The 14,503-nt window shown below is 68.8% G+C and carries 14 protein-coding genes and 6 pseudogenes; 14 read left to right on the top strand and 6 right to left on the bottom strand.

Translation table 11 applies throughout. From position 1 onward, the window contains the following. Positions 1 to 41: 41 nt before the first annotated feature. The 8 genes and pseudogenes from AB5L52_RS46450 to AB5L52_RS46415 all read left to right on the top strand — a co-directional run. Positions 42 to 266, top strand: a pseudogene (locus AB5L52_RS46450) (hypothetical protein); the annotation flags it as partial. Positions 267 to 315: 49 nt separating this feature from the next. After that, positions 316 to 633, top strand: a complete 318-nt coding sequence (locus AB5L52_RS46445) for a hypothetical protein (protein WP_369369215.1) — start codon at positions 316 to 318, stop codon at positions 631 to 633. A gap of 33 nt (positions 634 to 666) precedes the next feature. Beyond that, the gene (locus tag AB5L52_RS46440; RefSeq protein WP_351579756.1) at positions 667 to 1,251 is read left to right on the top strand and encodes a DinB family protein; all 585 of its coding nucleotides are present in this window, start codon (positions 667 to 669) and stop codon (positions 1,249 to 1,251) included. A gap of 40 nt (positions 1,252 to 1,291) precedes the next feature. Beyond that, a pseudogene (locus AB5L52_RS46435) lies at positions 1,292 to 2,120 on the top strand (IS5 family transposase). Between the two features lie 78 nt (positions 2,121 to 2,198). Beyond that, a pseudogene (locus AB5L52_RS46430) lies at positions 2,199 to 2,870 on the top strand (IS5 family transposase). An 857-nt stretch (positions 2,871 to 3,727) separates the two neighbouring features. Next, the gene (locus AB5L52_RS46425) at positions 3,728 to 3,853 is read left to right on the top strand and encodes a hypothetical protein (protein WP_351027727.1); all 126 of its coding nucleotides are present in this window, start codon (positions 3,728 to 3,730) and stop codon (positions 3,851 to 3,853) included. 44 nt (positions 3,854 to 3,897) lie between these two features. Then, entirely contained in the window at positions 3,898 to 4,647 is a 750-nt protein-coding gene (locus AB5L52_RS46420) for a DUF4239 domain-containing protein (RefSeq protein ID WP_369369195.1), read from the top strand. A 673-nt stretch (positions 4,648 to 5,320) separates the two neighbouring features. Then, entirely contained in the window at positions 5,321 to 5,614 is a 294-nt protein-coding gene (locus AB5L52_RS46415) for a hypothetical protein (protein ID WP_351027724.1), read from the top strand. Positions 5,615 to 6,434: 820 nt separating this feature from the next. Here AB5L52_RS46415 and AB5L52_RS46410 read toward each other — a convergent pair. Then, entirely contained in the window at positions 6,435 to 6,800 is a 366-nt protein-coding gene (locus tag AB5L52_RS46410) for a DUF805 domain-containing protein (protein WP_351579747.1), read from the bottom strand. Between the two features lie 1,075 nt (positions 6,801 to 7,875). Here AB5L52_RS46410 and AB5L52_RS46405 point away from each other — a divergent pair. Continuing rightward, the gene (locus AB5L52_RS46405; protein WP_351579744.1) at positions 7,876 to 8,358 is read left to right on the top strand and encodes a hypothetical protein; all 483 of its coding nucleotides are present in this window, start codon (positions 7,876 to 7,878) and stop codon (positions 8,356 to 8,358) included. Further along, on the top strand, positions 8,339 to 8,719 hold the full coding sequence (locus tag AB5L52_RS46400) for a hypothetical protein (protein WP_351579741.1): 381 nt from the start codon (positions 8,339 to 8,341) through the stop codon (positions 8,717 to 8,719). Before AB5L52_RS46405 ends, AB5L52_RS46400 begins: the two co-directional genes overlap by 20 nt. A gap of 14 nt (positions 8,720 to 8,733) precedes the next feature. Here AB5L52_RS46400 and tnpA read toward each other — a convergent pair. Beyond that, a pseudogene (gene tnpA / locus AB5L52_RS46395) lies at positions 8,734 to 8,984 on the bottom strand (IS200/IS605 family transposase); the annotation flags it as partial. 164 nt (positions 8,985 to 9,148) lie between these two features. Here tnpA and AB5L52_RS46390 point away from each other — a divergent pair. Then, positions 9,149 to 9,514, top strand: coding sequence for a hypothetical protein (locus AB5L52_RS46390; protein ID WP_351579738.1), 366 nt, complete (start codon positions 9,149 to 9,151; stop codon positions 9,512 to 9,514). Positions 9,515 to 9,531: 17 nt separating this feature from the next. On the opposite strand, the gene AB5L52_RS46385 is transcribed toward AB5L52_RS46390, so the two are convergent. Together AB5L52_RS46385 and AB5L52_RS46380 are read right to left on the bottom strand one after the other, a co-directional pair. Then, positions 9,532 to 9,975, bottom strand: coding sequence for a DegT/DnrJ/EryC1/StrS family aminotransferase (locus AB5L52_RS46385; RefSeq protein ID WP_351579735.1), 444 nt, complete (start codon positions 9,973 to 9,975; stop codon positions 9,532 to 9,534). 133 nt (positions 9,976 to 10,108) lie between these two features. Further along, the gene (locus AB5L52_RS46380; protein ID WP_369369194.1) at positions 10,109 to 11,014 is read right to left on the bottom strand and encodes a LysR family transcriptional regulator; all 906 of its coding nucleotides are present in this window, start codon (positions 11,012 to 11,014) and stop codon (positions 10,109 to 10,111) included. A gap of 144 nt (positions 11,015 to 11,158) precedes the next feature. Between AB5L52_RS46380 and AB5L52_RS46375 the strand changes: the two genes are divergently transcribed. Together AB5L52_RS46375 and AB5L52_RS46370 are read left to right on the top strand one after the other, a co-directional pair. After that, entirely contained in the window at positions 11,159 to 12,538 is a 1,380-nt protein-coding gene (locus tag AB5L52_RS46375) for an MFS transporter (RefSeq protein WP_351579729.1), read from the top strand. An 11-nt stretch (positions 12,539 to 12,549) separates the two neighbouring features. Further along, a pseudogene (locus AB5L52_RS46370) lies at positions 12,550 to 12,826 on the top strand (undecaprenyl-diphosphate phosphatase); the annotation flags it as partial. 210 nt (positions 12,827 to 13,036) lie between these two features. Here the strand turns inward: AB5L52_RS46370 and AB5L52_RS46365 are convergent. Then, complete coding sequence (locus AB5L52_RS46365) at positions 13,037 to 13,609, bottom strand: Uma2 family endonuclease (protein ID WP_351579726.1); 573 nt, start codon at positions 13,607 to 13,609, stop codon at positions 13,037 to 13,039. Between the two features lie 201 nt (positions 13,610 to 13,810). Beyond that, the gene (locus tag AB5L52_RS46360; protein ID WP_351027854.1) at positions 13,811 to 14,278 is read right to left on the bottom strand and encodes a hypothetical protein; all 468 of its coding nucleotides are present in this window, start codon (positions 14,276 to 14,278) and stop codon (positions 13,811 to 13,813) included. Between AB5L52_RS46360 and AB5L52_RS46355 the strand changes: the two are divergent. Then, positions 14,172 to 14,441: pseudogene (locus tag AB5L52_RS46355) on the top strand (transposase); the annotation flags it as partial. The gene AB5L52_RS46360 and the pseudogene AB5L52_RS46355 overlap by 107 nt on opposite strands. Positions 14,442 to 14,503: the final 62 nt, after the last annotated feature.

Here is a 14,503-nt window from a genome sequence, read left to right as displayed (position 1 = left end):
GGGCCGCCGATGCTTTTCCGTTGCCGACGACACCGGCGTCGATGCGGCGGGTCTTCCAGATCGTCCGGCCCTGTTTCACCGCCCCGTCCTTCCTGGTGTTCTGCCAATTGGCGGTGGGCATGGCCACGGCTGTCGGCCGGCGTACCGTCACCGGGATGCTGACCGCGGCGAACCTGGCGGGCCGCTGGCCGCACGACCGGGCCCACCAGTTCTTCTCCCGCGCCGTGTGGAACCCCCACCGGCTCGGGATGACGCTGGCCAAGACGGTCGTGGCCCATCTGCTCCCCGACCAGACGCGCATGGTGGTCTCGGTCGATGACACGCCCCGCCGGTGCGCTGCCCGAGCGGACCATCGACGTGATCGCCGACGCCGTCTACCACCACGAGGACATCACCACCCTGCCCCAGAACGTCACGTGGACCTTCCGCCTGCAACGCAACGCCGTCCTGACCGGCCCCACCCCGCCCAGGACCGGCCGGCAGGGCCGCCTCCGCAAGAAGGGCGACGAGCTCGGCACTCCCGGCCAGATCGCGCAGGAGGCCGTCGACTGGAGTTCCTTGCAGCAGGTCGGAGCGGTGACCATAGCTGACCACGGCTCCGCCAGTCGTTGCGGACCACGTACGGGATCTTGAGACCATGAGCAGCCCATGGCAGGCTCGTGCCGCATGATCGATGAGTTTGCGAAAGACAACCTGCACAAGAGACTGCGGCGGGACCGTGAGGCGCTGCTCTGGAAGCTCGATGGCTTGTCCGAATACGACGCGCGCCGGCCTCTGACAGCGACCGGGACCAACCTCCTCGGCCTGGTCAAACACGTGGCCACGGTCGAGGCCAGGTACTTCGGTGAGGTCTTCGACCGCCCTTCTCCGGAACCGCTGTGCCGGTGGCAGGACTCCGACGGCAGCGATCAATGGGCGGCCGAGAACGAGACGCGCGATCAGATCATCGGGTTCTACCGGCGCACGTGGGAACACTCGGACGCGACGATCAACGAGCTTGCCCTCAATACCCCCGGCCACGTGCCCTGGTGGTCGGAGCCTTATCCGAACACGAACCTGTTCGCCATCATGGTTCATGTCCTCGGCGAGACCATCCGGCATGCCGGGCACGCCGACATCTTGCGCGAGGGCCTCGACGGCCGGACCGGGGTGCGCGCCGAACACGAGCAGCCGATCGACGAGGAAGCCCGTGCAGCCTACTTCGCGAAGGTCGAGCAGGCCGCCAGGACGGCCGCACCAACCAAGGCTTAGAAGGCTGTCCCACGACGTGACGTGATGTTCGAGCGGCATGATGCCGGTCGTGAGTGCTGATCTGTCGAAGCGTCGGGTTCCTCATGCACCATGGGAGCTGGTCGCCCCGTTATTGCCGTCGTTCGCGGCTCGACCGCAAGGTGGTGGGACCGCTCCGTGTGACGCGCGGGCCGTGTTCACGGCAGTGGTGTACGTCCTGACCAGTGGCCGTGCCTGGCGGCATCTGCCGCCGACGTTCGGCACGTCGCCCGCCACCGCGCATCGCCGCTTCACGGTATGGACCGAGGCCGGCCTGTGGCGTCGGCTGCACCGGGCGGTGCTGGACGAACTCGGGGCCTGGGGCGAGGTGGACTGGACGTCGGCGATCGTCGACGCGGCCTCCGTTCGCTCCAAAAGGGGGGATCGCTGACCGGGCCGAACCCGGTCGATCGCGGCAAGAAGGGCAGCAAGCTGCACGTGCTGTCCGATGCCCAGGGCGTCCCACTCACCGTCGCCGTGTCCGGCGCGAACATGCACGACAGCCTCGCCCTCAAGCCGCCCATCCTCGGCATCCCCGCCATCCGGTTCCGCCGGGGGGAGCCACGGCGACGCCGCCCCGTCAAACTCCGCGCGACAAGGCGTACTTTTCCGCCGAACACCTGGCCTGGCTGCGCGAGCGTGGGCTCGTCGCGCGCATCGCGCGGCCAGGCGTCGAGTCCGGCGAACGCCTGGGTCGGCACCGCTGGAAGATCGAACGGTCGATCGCCTGGCTCTTCGGCTACCGCCGCTTGACCGTCCGGTACGAACGAAAGGGCTCACACTTCCTCGCCCTCCTCGGCCTGGCTGCTGCCCTGACCTGCTACAAGAAGCTCGCGAAACTTGCCACGTGAGACACCCTCTAACTGATCGTTCAAGCAGATCGGTGTGCCGGCTGGCGGCTGACCATCTTCATGCGCAGGGTCTGCCCAGTGCCTGCTGATCTCGTCCCTGATGAACTGTGGGAGCGCATAGCCATGTTGCTGCCACCGCACCCGACTCGCAGGGGCGGCCGGCGCAACGCGGTTGGCGCCGATTGCGGGACTGGACCGAGGCCGGGGCCTGGCCTCGCCTTCATCAGACCCTGCCGGCCGAACTACGCAGGGCAGGCCTGCCGGAGATGGACGACTGCGCGATTGACGGCTCCCACGTCCGGGCGCTCAAAGGAGAAGATCATGCCGGGCCCTCGCCCGTCGATCGCGCCCGCCCCGGTCCCAGCACCATGTGATCGTGGACCGGCACGGCACCCCTGCGGCCGCGTCCGTGACCGGCGGAAACCGGCACGATGTCACGCAGTTGATCCCGCTGCTGGACACGATCCCTCGGATACGAGGACTGCGCGCAGGCCCCCGCAGCAAGCCGAAGCGCCTGATCGCCGACCATGCCTACGACTTCGACAAGTACCGTCACGAGCTGCGGAAGCGCGGCATCAAGCCCCTCATCGCCCGGCGCGGCGTCGCCCACGGCTCCGGCCTCGGGCGTACCAGGAGGGTGGTCGAGCGCACTTTCGCCTGCTCCACCAGTTCAAACGGCTCCGGATCCGCTACAAGCGTCGCGCTGACCTCCAGGGGCGGTATTGGCCGTGTACCAGGGCAATGGAGTGATCTTCGTACGCTCACGCCCGGTGACCGGCGTGGACCGAAGCACGCCAGCACAGCGCCTTGTTACTCCTATTCATGTGTTCATGGGAGTGTTGGGGAGGTGCTGGCGCGCCCCCGGGCCCCGCCTGGCGGCGCCGCTGGTGCTGCTCGTCGCCGTGGCTGGCACACCGGCGCACCGGGCCGTGGCCTACGGCGCGGGACGCCACGGGCTCGGCCTGGAGGTCGCCCTCGACACCCGACCCGGCATCCGCGTCAGCCACCCGCTGGAGAAGACGTACCTGCTCATCAACCGCACCGGGGCCGACCTGTACGACATCCGGGTCACCGATCCAGGGCTGCCGGGCGTCCGCATCGGCTGCCCGTGCCCCCCGATACCGCCCACCACCCCTTCACCGTCCCCGGTCTTGCCTACTTCGGGTGTCCCTGTGCCGCCGTCCCCGGTCTTGCCTACTTCGGGTGTCCCTGTGCCGCCGTCCCCGGTCTTGCCTACTTCGGGTGTCCCTGTGCCGCCGTCCCCGGTCCTGCCTACCTCGGGCGTCCCCGTGCCGCCACTCCCACCCTTGCCCGCACCCGGCGCGGGAGCCGCCGCAGGAGCGGCGGCAGCCGGAGGTGCGGCGGCAGCCGGAGGTGCGGCGGCTGCGGGAGGTGCGGGGGCTGCGGGAGGTGCTGCCGCCGGCGGCGGGGGCGAAGGCGGAGGGGGTGGCGGTGGTGCTGGCGGAGGCGCGGCAAGCGGTGGCGGGACTGGCGGAGGAGCAACCGGCGGCGGAGCAACCGGCGGTCAATCCACCTCCCCAGTGCCCCCGCCCACCAGTGCCCCTCGCACCCCGCCAGCCCGACGGCCACGCGCCGCCACCACGCTCATGTACCGCTTCATCCGTCCCGGAGGCGGCCCGACGGGGCTCGGCCTTCTCACCGTTCTGTTCCTGATGCTGATCCCGGCCGCCCTGGCCGCCGCCCTCCTCGGATCGCGGCGCATCGGCCCGTAACCCACCAGCCATCCAGCCCACCGAGACGTCAGGAGCCCGAACCGATGATCGAGACCTTCGCCGTCGTCCTGGGGATCGCCATGGTCGCCGGAGGGATCGTGGTGATCCGGCATCGTTACTGGCCGCCGGCTCCGGACGAGGAACCCCGCGAGGACGTGGCCGAGTACATCGCCATGATGGTCGGCGTGCTCTACGCCCTGGTCCTGGGCCTCTCGATGGTGTCCGTATGGGAGACCCGGTCCAGCGTCAAGGAACATGTGCAGGCGGAGGCGAGCGCCGCGCACCAGATCCGGCTGCTGGCCGCAGGCTTTCCGGCCGCGCAGGCCGAGAAGACGCGGACCGCCGTCGACACGTATGTGCACCATGTCGTGACAGCCGAGTGGCCCGAGATGGAGGACGGACAGCCGTCCGGCCGGACGGGCTGGGGCCTGCTGGACGAGGTCCGGGCGGCGACCCAACTGCCCGACAACGCCACCCCCACCCAGTCGGCCACACTCCAGGAGGCCCTGGCCCAGCTGAGCACCCTGGACGACGCCCGGCGCGGCCGGGAGGCGGACGCGAGCAACCCCCTGTCGCCCATGCTGTGGTTCGGGCTGATCGTCGGCGGTGTCCTCACCGTGGCCTTCATGTTCATGTTCGGGGTGACACGCAGCTTCACCCATGTGGCGATGGTGATGGGCCTGACAGCGCTCATCACCTTCACCGTGCTGCTGGTCTACCAGCTCAACCAGCCCTTCAACGGCATCTTCGCCGTCAACGACACCCCCTTCAGCCGCTACTTCCCCGGCGTCTGAGCATGCGGCACCGGACGAGACACTGCCGCTCCCGCTCATGCTTCGGGCGCCCCCCGTGTGGGTGATCGGCGGCGGCCCGGAACATATTGGGACGCTCGCCCTGCGCGGGAGTGCTTGGCGGGCTTCCTGGCACTCCTCCTTGGCCGGGACGCGGAAGGACGCTTGCGCACCGGCGCGCTGACCGCCGCCCCCGCTGCTGCTGGACCGCCGCCCGCGGCTCGTGGGTGGCGGACCGACTGCGGCAGTGGCAGGCAGGCCGGATGATGCGCTTGTCGGATCGCCCGGCCGTGGCTCCTACCCCCTTGACCGGCGTCGCCGGACCGGCGCCGGACGAGCCGGAAAGCCGGAGCTGAACCAGCAGGTGAAATGCCGTCGGCACAACAGAACATGAGCTGCACATGATGTCGGTGGACAGGAGAACGGCGGTTCGTCGGACACGGCCCCCGCCGTCGTCACGATGCTCGCGCAGGCAGACGGCCTCATGACGTGGTCGGCACCCCCGCACTGGCCCTGCGCTGGACGGGTCACCTCACGCAACGCGGCATCGGTGTTCCTGGCGACGAGTCAACCCGCACCGAGGAGGAAGCCATATGACGTAACGTTAGTAACCTCAGAATTTGTACGTCGTTGAGAGATATGTAAAAGCAATTTGCTCCAGATATGAGGAGTGTGCATGTCTCTCGCGATTTCCCGGCTCGCCATCGCTGTCTGCGGTGCTTCCGTCGCCGCGCTGGCCGCAGCCGGTTCGGCCTCGGCTCACGCCGGCGCGTCCGTCCACCACGGCGGCGCGTCCGTCAAGGGAGTGGGCAACTCCACGGTTGGCACGGGGACGGTCCAGTCGGGCGTGGCGCCCAACACCGCAGTGCACCCCGACACTCAGGTCGCTCCGACCGTCAGCGGAGTGGGCAATTCCGAGGTTGGCATGGGGGCGGTCCAGCCGGTCCTGGCGCCCAACACCGTGGTGTAGTCCGTGACTTCAGGCCGTTTCATCCGTTCTGCCTCGGGGCGATGTGCCCGTCATCGGGAACTGACCTGCGTGCGGGGTCGGTAGCAGCTGTCCCGCTTGTTGTCCTGGCGCAGGCGCTGATGAGGTGGACAGGCCGGGGAACCGCGGACTTCTTGGTGTCCCTGGCTGTGGCAGCGCGGTTCCTCCTTGCGCGCTGGCCTGGGTGTGCAGGCCCGGAGAGTGAGCCTGCACACCCAGGGGCTGCCGCGGACCGGACAGGCAAGGGGCCGGTCCGCGGGGCTGGGTGTGGATGACGTGGTGGGTCAGCCCAGTTGACCTTTGCGGGCGCTCTCCTGTCATGCGTATGCCCGGAGTTCACCCCATGGGGTGACGAAAGCCTGTACGGATTCCCCGCAGGGCTCTGTCCGGGAGCCCCGGGTCGTGTGCCTTCTCGACTCAGCTGGTCGGGTTGCCCGGAAGTGAGGTTCCTGGTGCAGGCCCCCCGGGCGACCCGGCTCCGGCAGACGCGACAGCCATGTGGGTTCCGTCGCCCTCTGCCCTGCCGTGTGCCGCACGGTCTGATCGGCGGGGTGTGCTGGCGGGCGGCCGGTGCGGCCTTGGCCGACGGCCGCGGGACGGGGGCGGGGGTGTCGTGTGGGTGGTGGGCTCGGTCTGACGGGCCGTAGGCTCGTCACGCTTGCCATGCGCGAGGAACAGCAACGCCGCGCCCTGTCCGACTTCCTCGGAGGCTGGGGCGCGGCGGGCGGAACGTTTTCTCAGGGGTCAGCGTGCCATGTACACCGGTTCGTTCCGTGATCCGGACCGCACATCCCCCGGGCGTTTATGCGACCGCCTGGATCTCCTTGGGGTTCGGGCCGTACTTGTTGATGCCCGACTCGCTGTCCGTGCAGAAGAAGACCAGCAGGGTGATACCGCCGACGAGCGGGACGAGCCCGAACAGGAGCCACCAGCCGGAGTGTCCCGTGTCGTGCAGCCGGCGCACGCCGACGCCCCAGGCCGGCAGCAGGAGGACGAAGTAGGCGACGCCGATGAGAGCGAAGAAGGCCGGCGTGTGGCTCACGGCGGCGATGACTCCCAGCACGGCGAAGATGATGTAGGTGAACAGCAGGAACAGCCAGTACTCCTTGCGGCGCGCGCGTCCGCTGAAGACCGCGTACTTCTTGAGTGCGGCGATGAACCAGCTCATGAGAACCCCCCTGGGATCGATGTTCGGACGGTCCATGATCCGGATCCGGCCAGCGCAGAGGGTAGAGGGTTTGTCGCGACCGCGTGATTCCGGGCAGGGAGTGCAGGTCAGCGCCACGACTCTGCTTCAGAGCGCGATTTACCCTGCATCAAACATCGATTTCCGGACAGATCTCCCCGTGAGCAGGGGTCGTTCCTCGGAGGGCGGCACGCCATGCGGGACACCGAGTTCGTTCCGTGTCCCAACCGAAGGCGAACCGAGGCTGATCCGCCATCACTTCGGTACCGGAACGATCTCCGCCCGTATCCGGCCTTCAACCGTGCGGCGGTCGGATCGGACACGGCCCTGGAGGGCCGGTGCCCGTGCATCTCGGGCCACTCGGAGGCGAGTTGCACCGCGTACCGGTCACGGCAGCAGCCGGCTCCGACCAGAGCCCCGACCACGAAGGCCCGACCACGGTCACGAAGTGACCACGCCTCCGTGGACCAGGCCCCAATCCCCGCCGGCAACCCGGCCGACGACCGTCCGCACCCTCTGCCGCGTCTGCCTGCGAACCCGCAGGTCACCACGCTGGTCCTGCGATGGTCGGGAGGCCGACATCCCCTCTACGCCCCCGAATTCCGCTCCACAGCAGGAAGAAGAAGGAAGCGGGTGGGTGGGACAGGCCCGGGCGGCGGGCGAGGAGATCAGGCGCCGCGGGTGTTGCTCGCGCGTGACGGCGGGGCCGCGCGCGATGCCGCCGACAGCAGGAGACCCCGGGTCGTCGCGGCGGTCCTGAGTCAATCCCGACTCGCCACACTGCGCGTCATCGTGTCGCGGCGTTTCGGTGCTGGTGGGGAGCGGCTGCGCTTGGCAGGGACTACGGGCGGGAGATGGAACCATGCGGCGCGCTGTTGCTCTGACGCTGTGTTCGGGGATGCTGGCTGCCACTGCGGCGTGCGCCGGGTCCTCGCCGGGGAACTCGGCGGCGCCGCAGAAGCCGTCTGCCGGCACTACGTCCGTGTCCTCGGCCGGCAGCAGGAGTCCGAGCGGCCAGGTGGCCACCTCCTGTCCGGATGGCGTGCAGAGCCAGGGCGTGGCCTCACCCGCTGCGGGCAGTGGCACGTCCGCCGACACCGCCCAGGCACAGGCACTTGCACAGGCCGTCGGCGATGAGGAGTTCAACTCCGCGTACTCGGACATTTTCGGCACGGTGATCGACGGCTACACCCCGGGCCGGGTGGCGCTGTGTGTCACGGACGTGGCGCGCGGGAGGCGGCTCGCGCAGGCGGCCAGGCGCGCCCACCCGGCCGTTGACCTCAACCGGCTCGACATCCTTGCTTGCCGCCACTCCGAGGGGACACTGCAGGAGGCCGTGCGCGGGCTCACGGCACACAACGGCCCGCCGACGATTGCAGGGTTCCCCGTCTACCAGATCGGCCCGGCCACGGATCATTCCGGCATCGAACTGCACACCAGCCAGACAGGCAGCGCCTCAGCGGCCTTGCGCCGCTACCTCACCTCCCGGCTGGGCGGCATCGCCTTCACCGTCGGCAAGAGTGAGCAGGCGGCCGGATGAGGCCCTGTACCCGGGCCGGAGCATCTCGAACGAGACCGCATCCGGCCTGACCACCCTGACCATGCAGGACAACGAAGACCTGGTGCTCCAGGCCTCGGACGGCCGCGTCTGCTGGCACAGCAACACGACCACCGGCTTCTACCCCATCTACCAGAGCGACGACAACTTCGTCATCTACGACCAGGGCAACCACCCGGTCTGGGCCAGCGGCACGCAAGGCGACGGGGGAGACACGACGAACGTCAACATGTACGGCCAGGTGTGGGTCGGCGAGGACGTAATCACCGGTGGATACCGGTGGCCTTGCGTGAAAGTCCCGGCGTTCACGCCGGGGATGAAACCCATCTCAGGACTGCTCTGACCCGCAGGCCAGAGCGGGCGTTTTTGCTGCTCGATGTACTGGCGGACGATCGCCAATGGTGCTCCGCCGCAGGATGCGGAGAAGTAGGAGGGCGACCACAGGTGTCCGTGCATGACGGCGCGGTTGGCCCGGCCGGTGAACTCCTGCCGTATCCGGCGGGCGGAGACACCCTTGAGGCTGTCGACCAGCTTGGAGACGGCGACCTTGGAGGGTAGTTGACCAACGGGTGGACGTGATCACGTTCGCCGACTGTATTGGGCTCCGTAGGTTTTCGTTACCACCTCCGTGGGGTTTGCCCGGACGCGTCGCGGCTTCACCACAGGACTTCGTGAACCCACTTCCGGTCGTGCTGGTTTGTCGCTTCAATCCTCTCATTCCACGACTGAGCCTTCTGGTGACCAGTCTTCCTGCATGAGAGGAGTGCGCATCATGAATCTCCGCGGACAAAACAAGCGTCGACATCCCAATCGGAGCAGGCGTGTGGTCGCCCGGGGCAGCGCCGTCGCAGCTCTCATGGCCGGCCTGGCCGGCTATGCCGTAACCGCCGCGCCAGCCGCGTCTGCCGCCTGCAATCCGGGGTTCGGTGGGTACCTGGGACGGTGCGAGACGACGGCACAACAGCACCAGAGGGAACAGGAGGAGGCTCAGGAGTTCCGCCAGAACCGTGCCAAAACCTGCGAGGGGCTCGCCGACATGAGAAACAACGCCACTGACGCCGACACGTTCTTCGCCAGTGCCATCGGCGAGGAGGCAGGCGACTGCCCGGAAAGCTTCCGGGCGCAACTCGGGGGATAAAGACATCGCACGGCGCTTCACCCAGCGTGAGAGAATGAATTATTAGAGTCACAGTCATGGCGTGATAGAAACAGAAACACAAACATGCCCCTCGTGCTCTGGCGGGCACGAGGGTGTTTTTCGTTTAAGGTCTGCGGGGTGGCGATCAATTCATCGCCCGCCGCCAGGTCCAGCGTTTCGATCGCCAATTCCAGTGCGACGGTTCCGCTGGTTACTGAGATGGCGTGCCGGCTGCCCACCAGATCGGCGAAGGAGCGCTCGAAACGGTCCCGCCACGATCCCATCGACAACGGCTCTCCGCCCTCGACGAGTTCGGTCAGTACGGGTATCTCGGGTGCCGCCAGCACACTGCCCCGCTTGCCCCAGGCACCACGTAATTCTTGTTCATTTTCTGATCCCCCTGATTCACGCCCGCCCGGCAGGAAGGGGCCAACGCCGGAAAGCGGCAGGGGCGGGCTCACGACGATTCCGGTCGCGCGGCGACCCGGAGGAACGGAGACACAGTGGTGAACGTGTGCGCTCCATGGAACGCGGCGGAACGTCGGGAACTGAAGAGTCAGCGGGGGTCAGCACGGTCAGCTTGGTCAGCCGCGGTCAGCGCGCGGTGCGCATTCGACGTATGTGTTCGGCGAACCGGCGGGCGCCCGGACTGGCCGCGTGTCCCTTGGGAAGCACCAGGTCGATGCGGCGTTCCAGGTGCACACCGGTCACCGAGATCAGCCGCAGTCCACCGTCTGCTGACCGGGGCTCGGCACCGGGGTCTACTCCCTTGGGCACGAAGGCGATGCCCAGGCCCGCCGACACCAGGTCGAGGACCATCGCCCACTCGGTGACCTCACAGGTGATCCGGCGGGTGAGCCCGGCGGCGGTGAACGCAGCGTCCACCTGGATCCGGTTGGCCCACTCCGGTCGGGTCTCCACGAACCGTTCGCCGTCCAGCATGTCCAGGGTGAGCGACTCCGCGTCGGCGAGCGGATGGTCGGACCGACAGGCCAGCAGCAGCGGTTCAGCGGCCAGCGGGATGACCCGCAGGTCAGCGGTGCGGCCGGGAACCGCGGAGACCAGGGCGCAGTCGAGTTCGCCCTCGGCGACCATCTGGAGCATGGGCAGCGCGGCCAGTTGCTGCAGCGTGATGTCCACCCCCGGGTGAGCACGGGCGAATTCGGCCAGCCAGCTCGCCAACGGCACCAGGTGCTGGCTGTTCTGCAACGCTCCGATGCGCAACTGACCGGTCAGCACGCCCTTTACATCGTGCACCACCTGACGGGCCGCCTCCGCGGCCTCCAACGCGTGCCGGGCGGCGGGCAGCAGAGCCTCGCCCTCCACGGTGAGCCGTACCGGACGAGTGCCGCGGACGAACAGCACCGTGCCCAGTGTCTTCTCCAACGCCCGGACGGAGGAGGACAGTCCGGACTGGACGATGAGTTCACGGGCGGCGGCCCGGGTGAAGTTGCGTTCTTCCGCGAGGGCCACGAAGTGGCGCAGGTGACGGAGCTCCATCGCGCCATTATCTCTGGCAGAGATGGAAAATATGCGATCCCCATCCCCCTGAGTTGAAACAGGGAGTGGGAACACGCCTGTTGACTCATATGTACGGCCCGAACAGTGCAACGGCCGTCACGGAGACAACGGGAGTCGACAGAAGTGACCACGACCGAACCAGGGACCTACCAGTACGAGCCAGCCACTGCGGACAGCGGTGCTCCGGCCATGAAGCCGCCGCGAGCCGCCCGGGCGTCGCACGGCACCGGGTTCTGGTTCGTGGCGATGGCGTTCATGGCGCTGATGGCCTTCGGTACCCTGCCCACTCCGCTGTGGCCGCTGTACCAGGCACGCGATCACTTCGGCCCGACCATCGTCACGGTGGCGTTCGCGGTGATGGTGGTCGGTGCGGCGGCGAGCTTCCTGACCCTGGGGCATCTGTCGGATCGTTTCGGCAGACGCCGCATCGTGGTGCCCGCCCTGCTGGTGGCCACCCTCGCGTCGCTGATCCTGCTCGCCTGGCCCGCGCTGCCCGGCCTGCTCGTCGGCCGCACACTGACCGGTGTGGCGGTGGGCCTGATGGCCTCCACGGCCACCACGTATCTGGCCGACCTCTACCACGAGGCGCATCCGGACCGTGAGGGTTCACCGGTACCCGGCTTGGTGGCCGCCGCTGCGAACCTCGGCGGTCTGGCGCTCGGTCCCCTGGCGGCCGGTCTGTTGGCCGAATGGGCGCCGGCGCCGCTGATCACCCCGTACGCGCTGTGGGCCATCGCCATGCTGGTCTTCCTGGTCCTGGTGCTGAGCACCCCGGAGACCGTCGACCTGGAACTGCCCGCGCAGCAGCAGCCGGTCCGGTTCGCGCTGCGGCCCGGTGCCGGCCCGGCGTTCACCGCCGCCTCCGTGGTGGGGGGCTTCGCCTTCGCGGCGCTCGGCCTGTTCTCCTCACTCGGCGCGATCATCATCCGCGGCCAGTTGCACATCACCTCGCACGCCATCGCAGGCATCGCGCCGTTCACCATGTTCGCCGCCTCCGCCATTTCCCAACTGGCGCTGGGCACTCTGCCGTTGGTCCGGCTGATGAAGCTCGGCGTGGTGCTCTTCCCGGGCGGAATGGCGCTGACCGCAGTCTCCCTCTACCACCCGACGCTGACGCTGTTCCTGGTCGCGGCCGGGATCGCGGGCGCGGGCGCGGGCCTGCTGTTCAAGGGCGCGGTCAGCCAGGTTGCGATGGCCGCCGCCCCGACGTCCCGCGCCGGTGTGCTGGCGATGTTCTTCGTCATCTCCTATATCGGCATGGGCGCGCCCTCCATCGCGTTCAGCATGGTCATCCAGCACATCAAGTTGCAGCCCGCAATGATCGGCTTCTCCGTCATGCTGTCGGTCGGCGCCATGGCCGCCGCCGCAGCGACCAGCCGTAATGCCACCCGCCGCCGGGTGCGCGGTCGGCACCGCAGGCAGCGCGGGGCCAGCGGCCAGCACCGGGCCACCCGCCGCCGGGGCGCCACCGCCCACGCGGGCGGGCCGCACCGCACGTCCTGACGGCGCGCTTCCGCGGCCTCAACCACGAGGACTCCGCCCGCTTCACCTTCCTCCTGGCCACCCCGGCCATCGGGGGCGCTGCCCTCCTCAAGCTCCCCCCGGCTCCTCGGCCTCGCCGGCAACGGACTGCGCGGCCCACTCCTCGTGGGCAGCATCGCCGCCTTCATCGCTGCCTACCTCGCGGTCCGCTTCCTGGTCCGCTACTTCGAGAACCGCACCCTCATCCCGTTCGCCGTCTACTGCACCCTGGCGGGCCTGGGCAGCCTTGCCTACTTCGCCTTGGGGTGACCGCCTGAGCCGCTGCACCAGGCCAATGGGCGGTGCACTGCAGCACCGGCAGGCAGCGCGGATGCGTGGACCTCAGGCATGCGCCCGGTCCGGCCCAAGGGACCCCCGGGACCGGGCCGGGTCTCTGATGTGCCGGAGGCACGCTTCGCCGGTCGCCTCCGCGTCAATCTGACACCCGGGGCGCACTTCCCGCTTACCCCGACGTCAGGCTCAGGTTCCGTAGCGGGGCAGGACGCCAGTGTCGAGCGGGGACGGCAGAGGGGCGGGCAGTTCGACCGCCTCTCCGTACTCTCCATGGACCTGACCGCAGTACTCTCCGCCCTTGGGACGGGTATGCAGAGTCCAGCGACCGGTACGAGGGTCCAGGACAAGCAGGACGGCGACCCCGGCTCGGGCGTACCAGCCGTTCTTGTCGGTGATGTCCTTCGCCTTCTCCGACTGGGAGATCACCTCGACAGCGAGGGCGACATCACCAGGGTCGGCCAGCCAGGAATCGTCCTCGTCCCACTCCACGGGCAGGACCGTCAGATCGGGTGTGGCGTAGTCGTCCGGGTCCTCCGGCATGGCGACCGAGGACATCTCGTACGGCGCCAGGCCCCCGGGCAGCCGGGGCTCGATCTGCACCCGCAGGCGCCGGATGGTGCCGGCGTGCTTGCCGCGTGGGGTGGGGGACATCACGAGGCTGCCTCCGATGATCTCGACCCGTAGCCCGGTAGAGGCTTCGATGCGTTCGGCGACCTCGCGCAGGTTTCCGGGGCGCGGGTGCAGCACGGGAAGGGTCACAGCTGCCCACCTCCTCATCGGTGGCTGTTCGATCACCACCGTACCGGTTCGAGCCCTCACCACGGCAGGTGAAGGCCAGACCCGCGCCCAAGGTCCGGCGCCGCCATCCGCTACCCGGCAGGCCCCACCCCAGGCAAGTCAGCCCGCGAAACTTGAGGAACACGCTCCCCACCTCCGCGTATCCGCCGGGGGAACAGGGGATCACCAGGGGAGCAGCGGCGCGGCGTCCTCCGCAAGACCGATCACGGCCTGACCTGCGTGCATGGCGTCGGGACGGTCCCGGGTACGGGCGTGACGCACCAGGATCCACCGGAGCTGCGTGCGCAGGTGCGGATCGCGTGTCTGGGCGAGGGCCTGGGTCGCGACCCGCGCACATTCCTCCGCCCGGCCTTGGTGGAGCAGGGCACGGGCCCAGATCACCCGCAGCCGTTCCACCCGGAGATCGGTGGGATCCGCTCCCGGCAAGGCCCGCTGCAGCAATTCCAGGGCGGTCTCGCGGTCCCTGGCGACCAGGCGGTCGACCGCTCCGCGGGAGAAGTCCAGCAGGTCTGCGGCCCGCAGCCGGGACTTCGCCGAACTCCTGACGCCTCGCGCAGGAAATGCCGACGGGCTCTCGCGCTGGATCGCCCAGGTCCGCGCAGCCGACCTGCCCCATCTGCACGCCTTCACGCGCGGCCTAGACCGAGACCGCGACGCCGTGATCGCCGGGCTCACGCTTCCGTACAGCAACGGCCCGACCGAGGGGGTCAACACCAAGACCAAGCGGATCGCGCGCCAGATGCACGGTCGAGCAGGCTTCAGCCTTCTTCGCCACCGCATCCTCCTCAGATAGAGGCACGCTCCGTCACCACCGAATGTGAGACAGGGCCGTTAACTTGACACACCTCGATGTCG

Origin of the sequence: Streptomyces sp. CG4, assembly GCF_041080655.1 — a bacterium.
Classification (GTDB): domain Bacteria; phylum Actinomycetota; class Actinomycetes; order Streptomycetales; family Streptomycetaceae; genus Streptomyces.
Note: the sequence above shows the minus strand (reverse complement) of the source record. Positions and strands in the feature narration are given on the sequence as shown.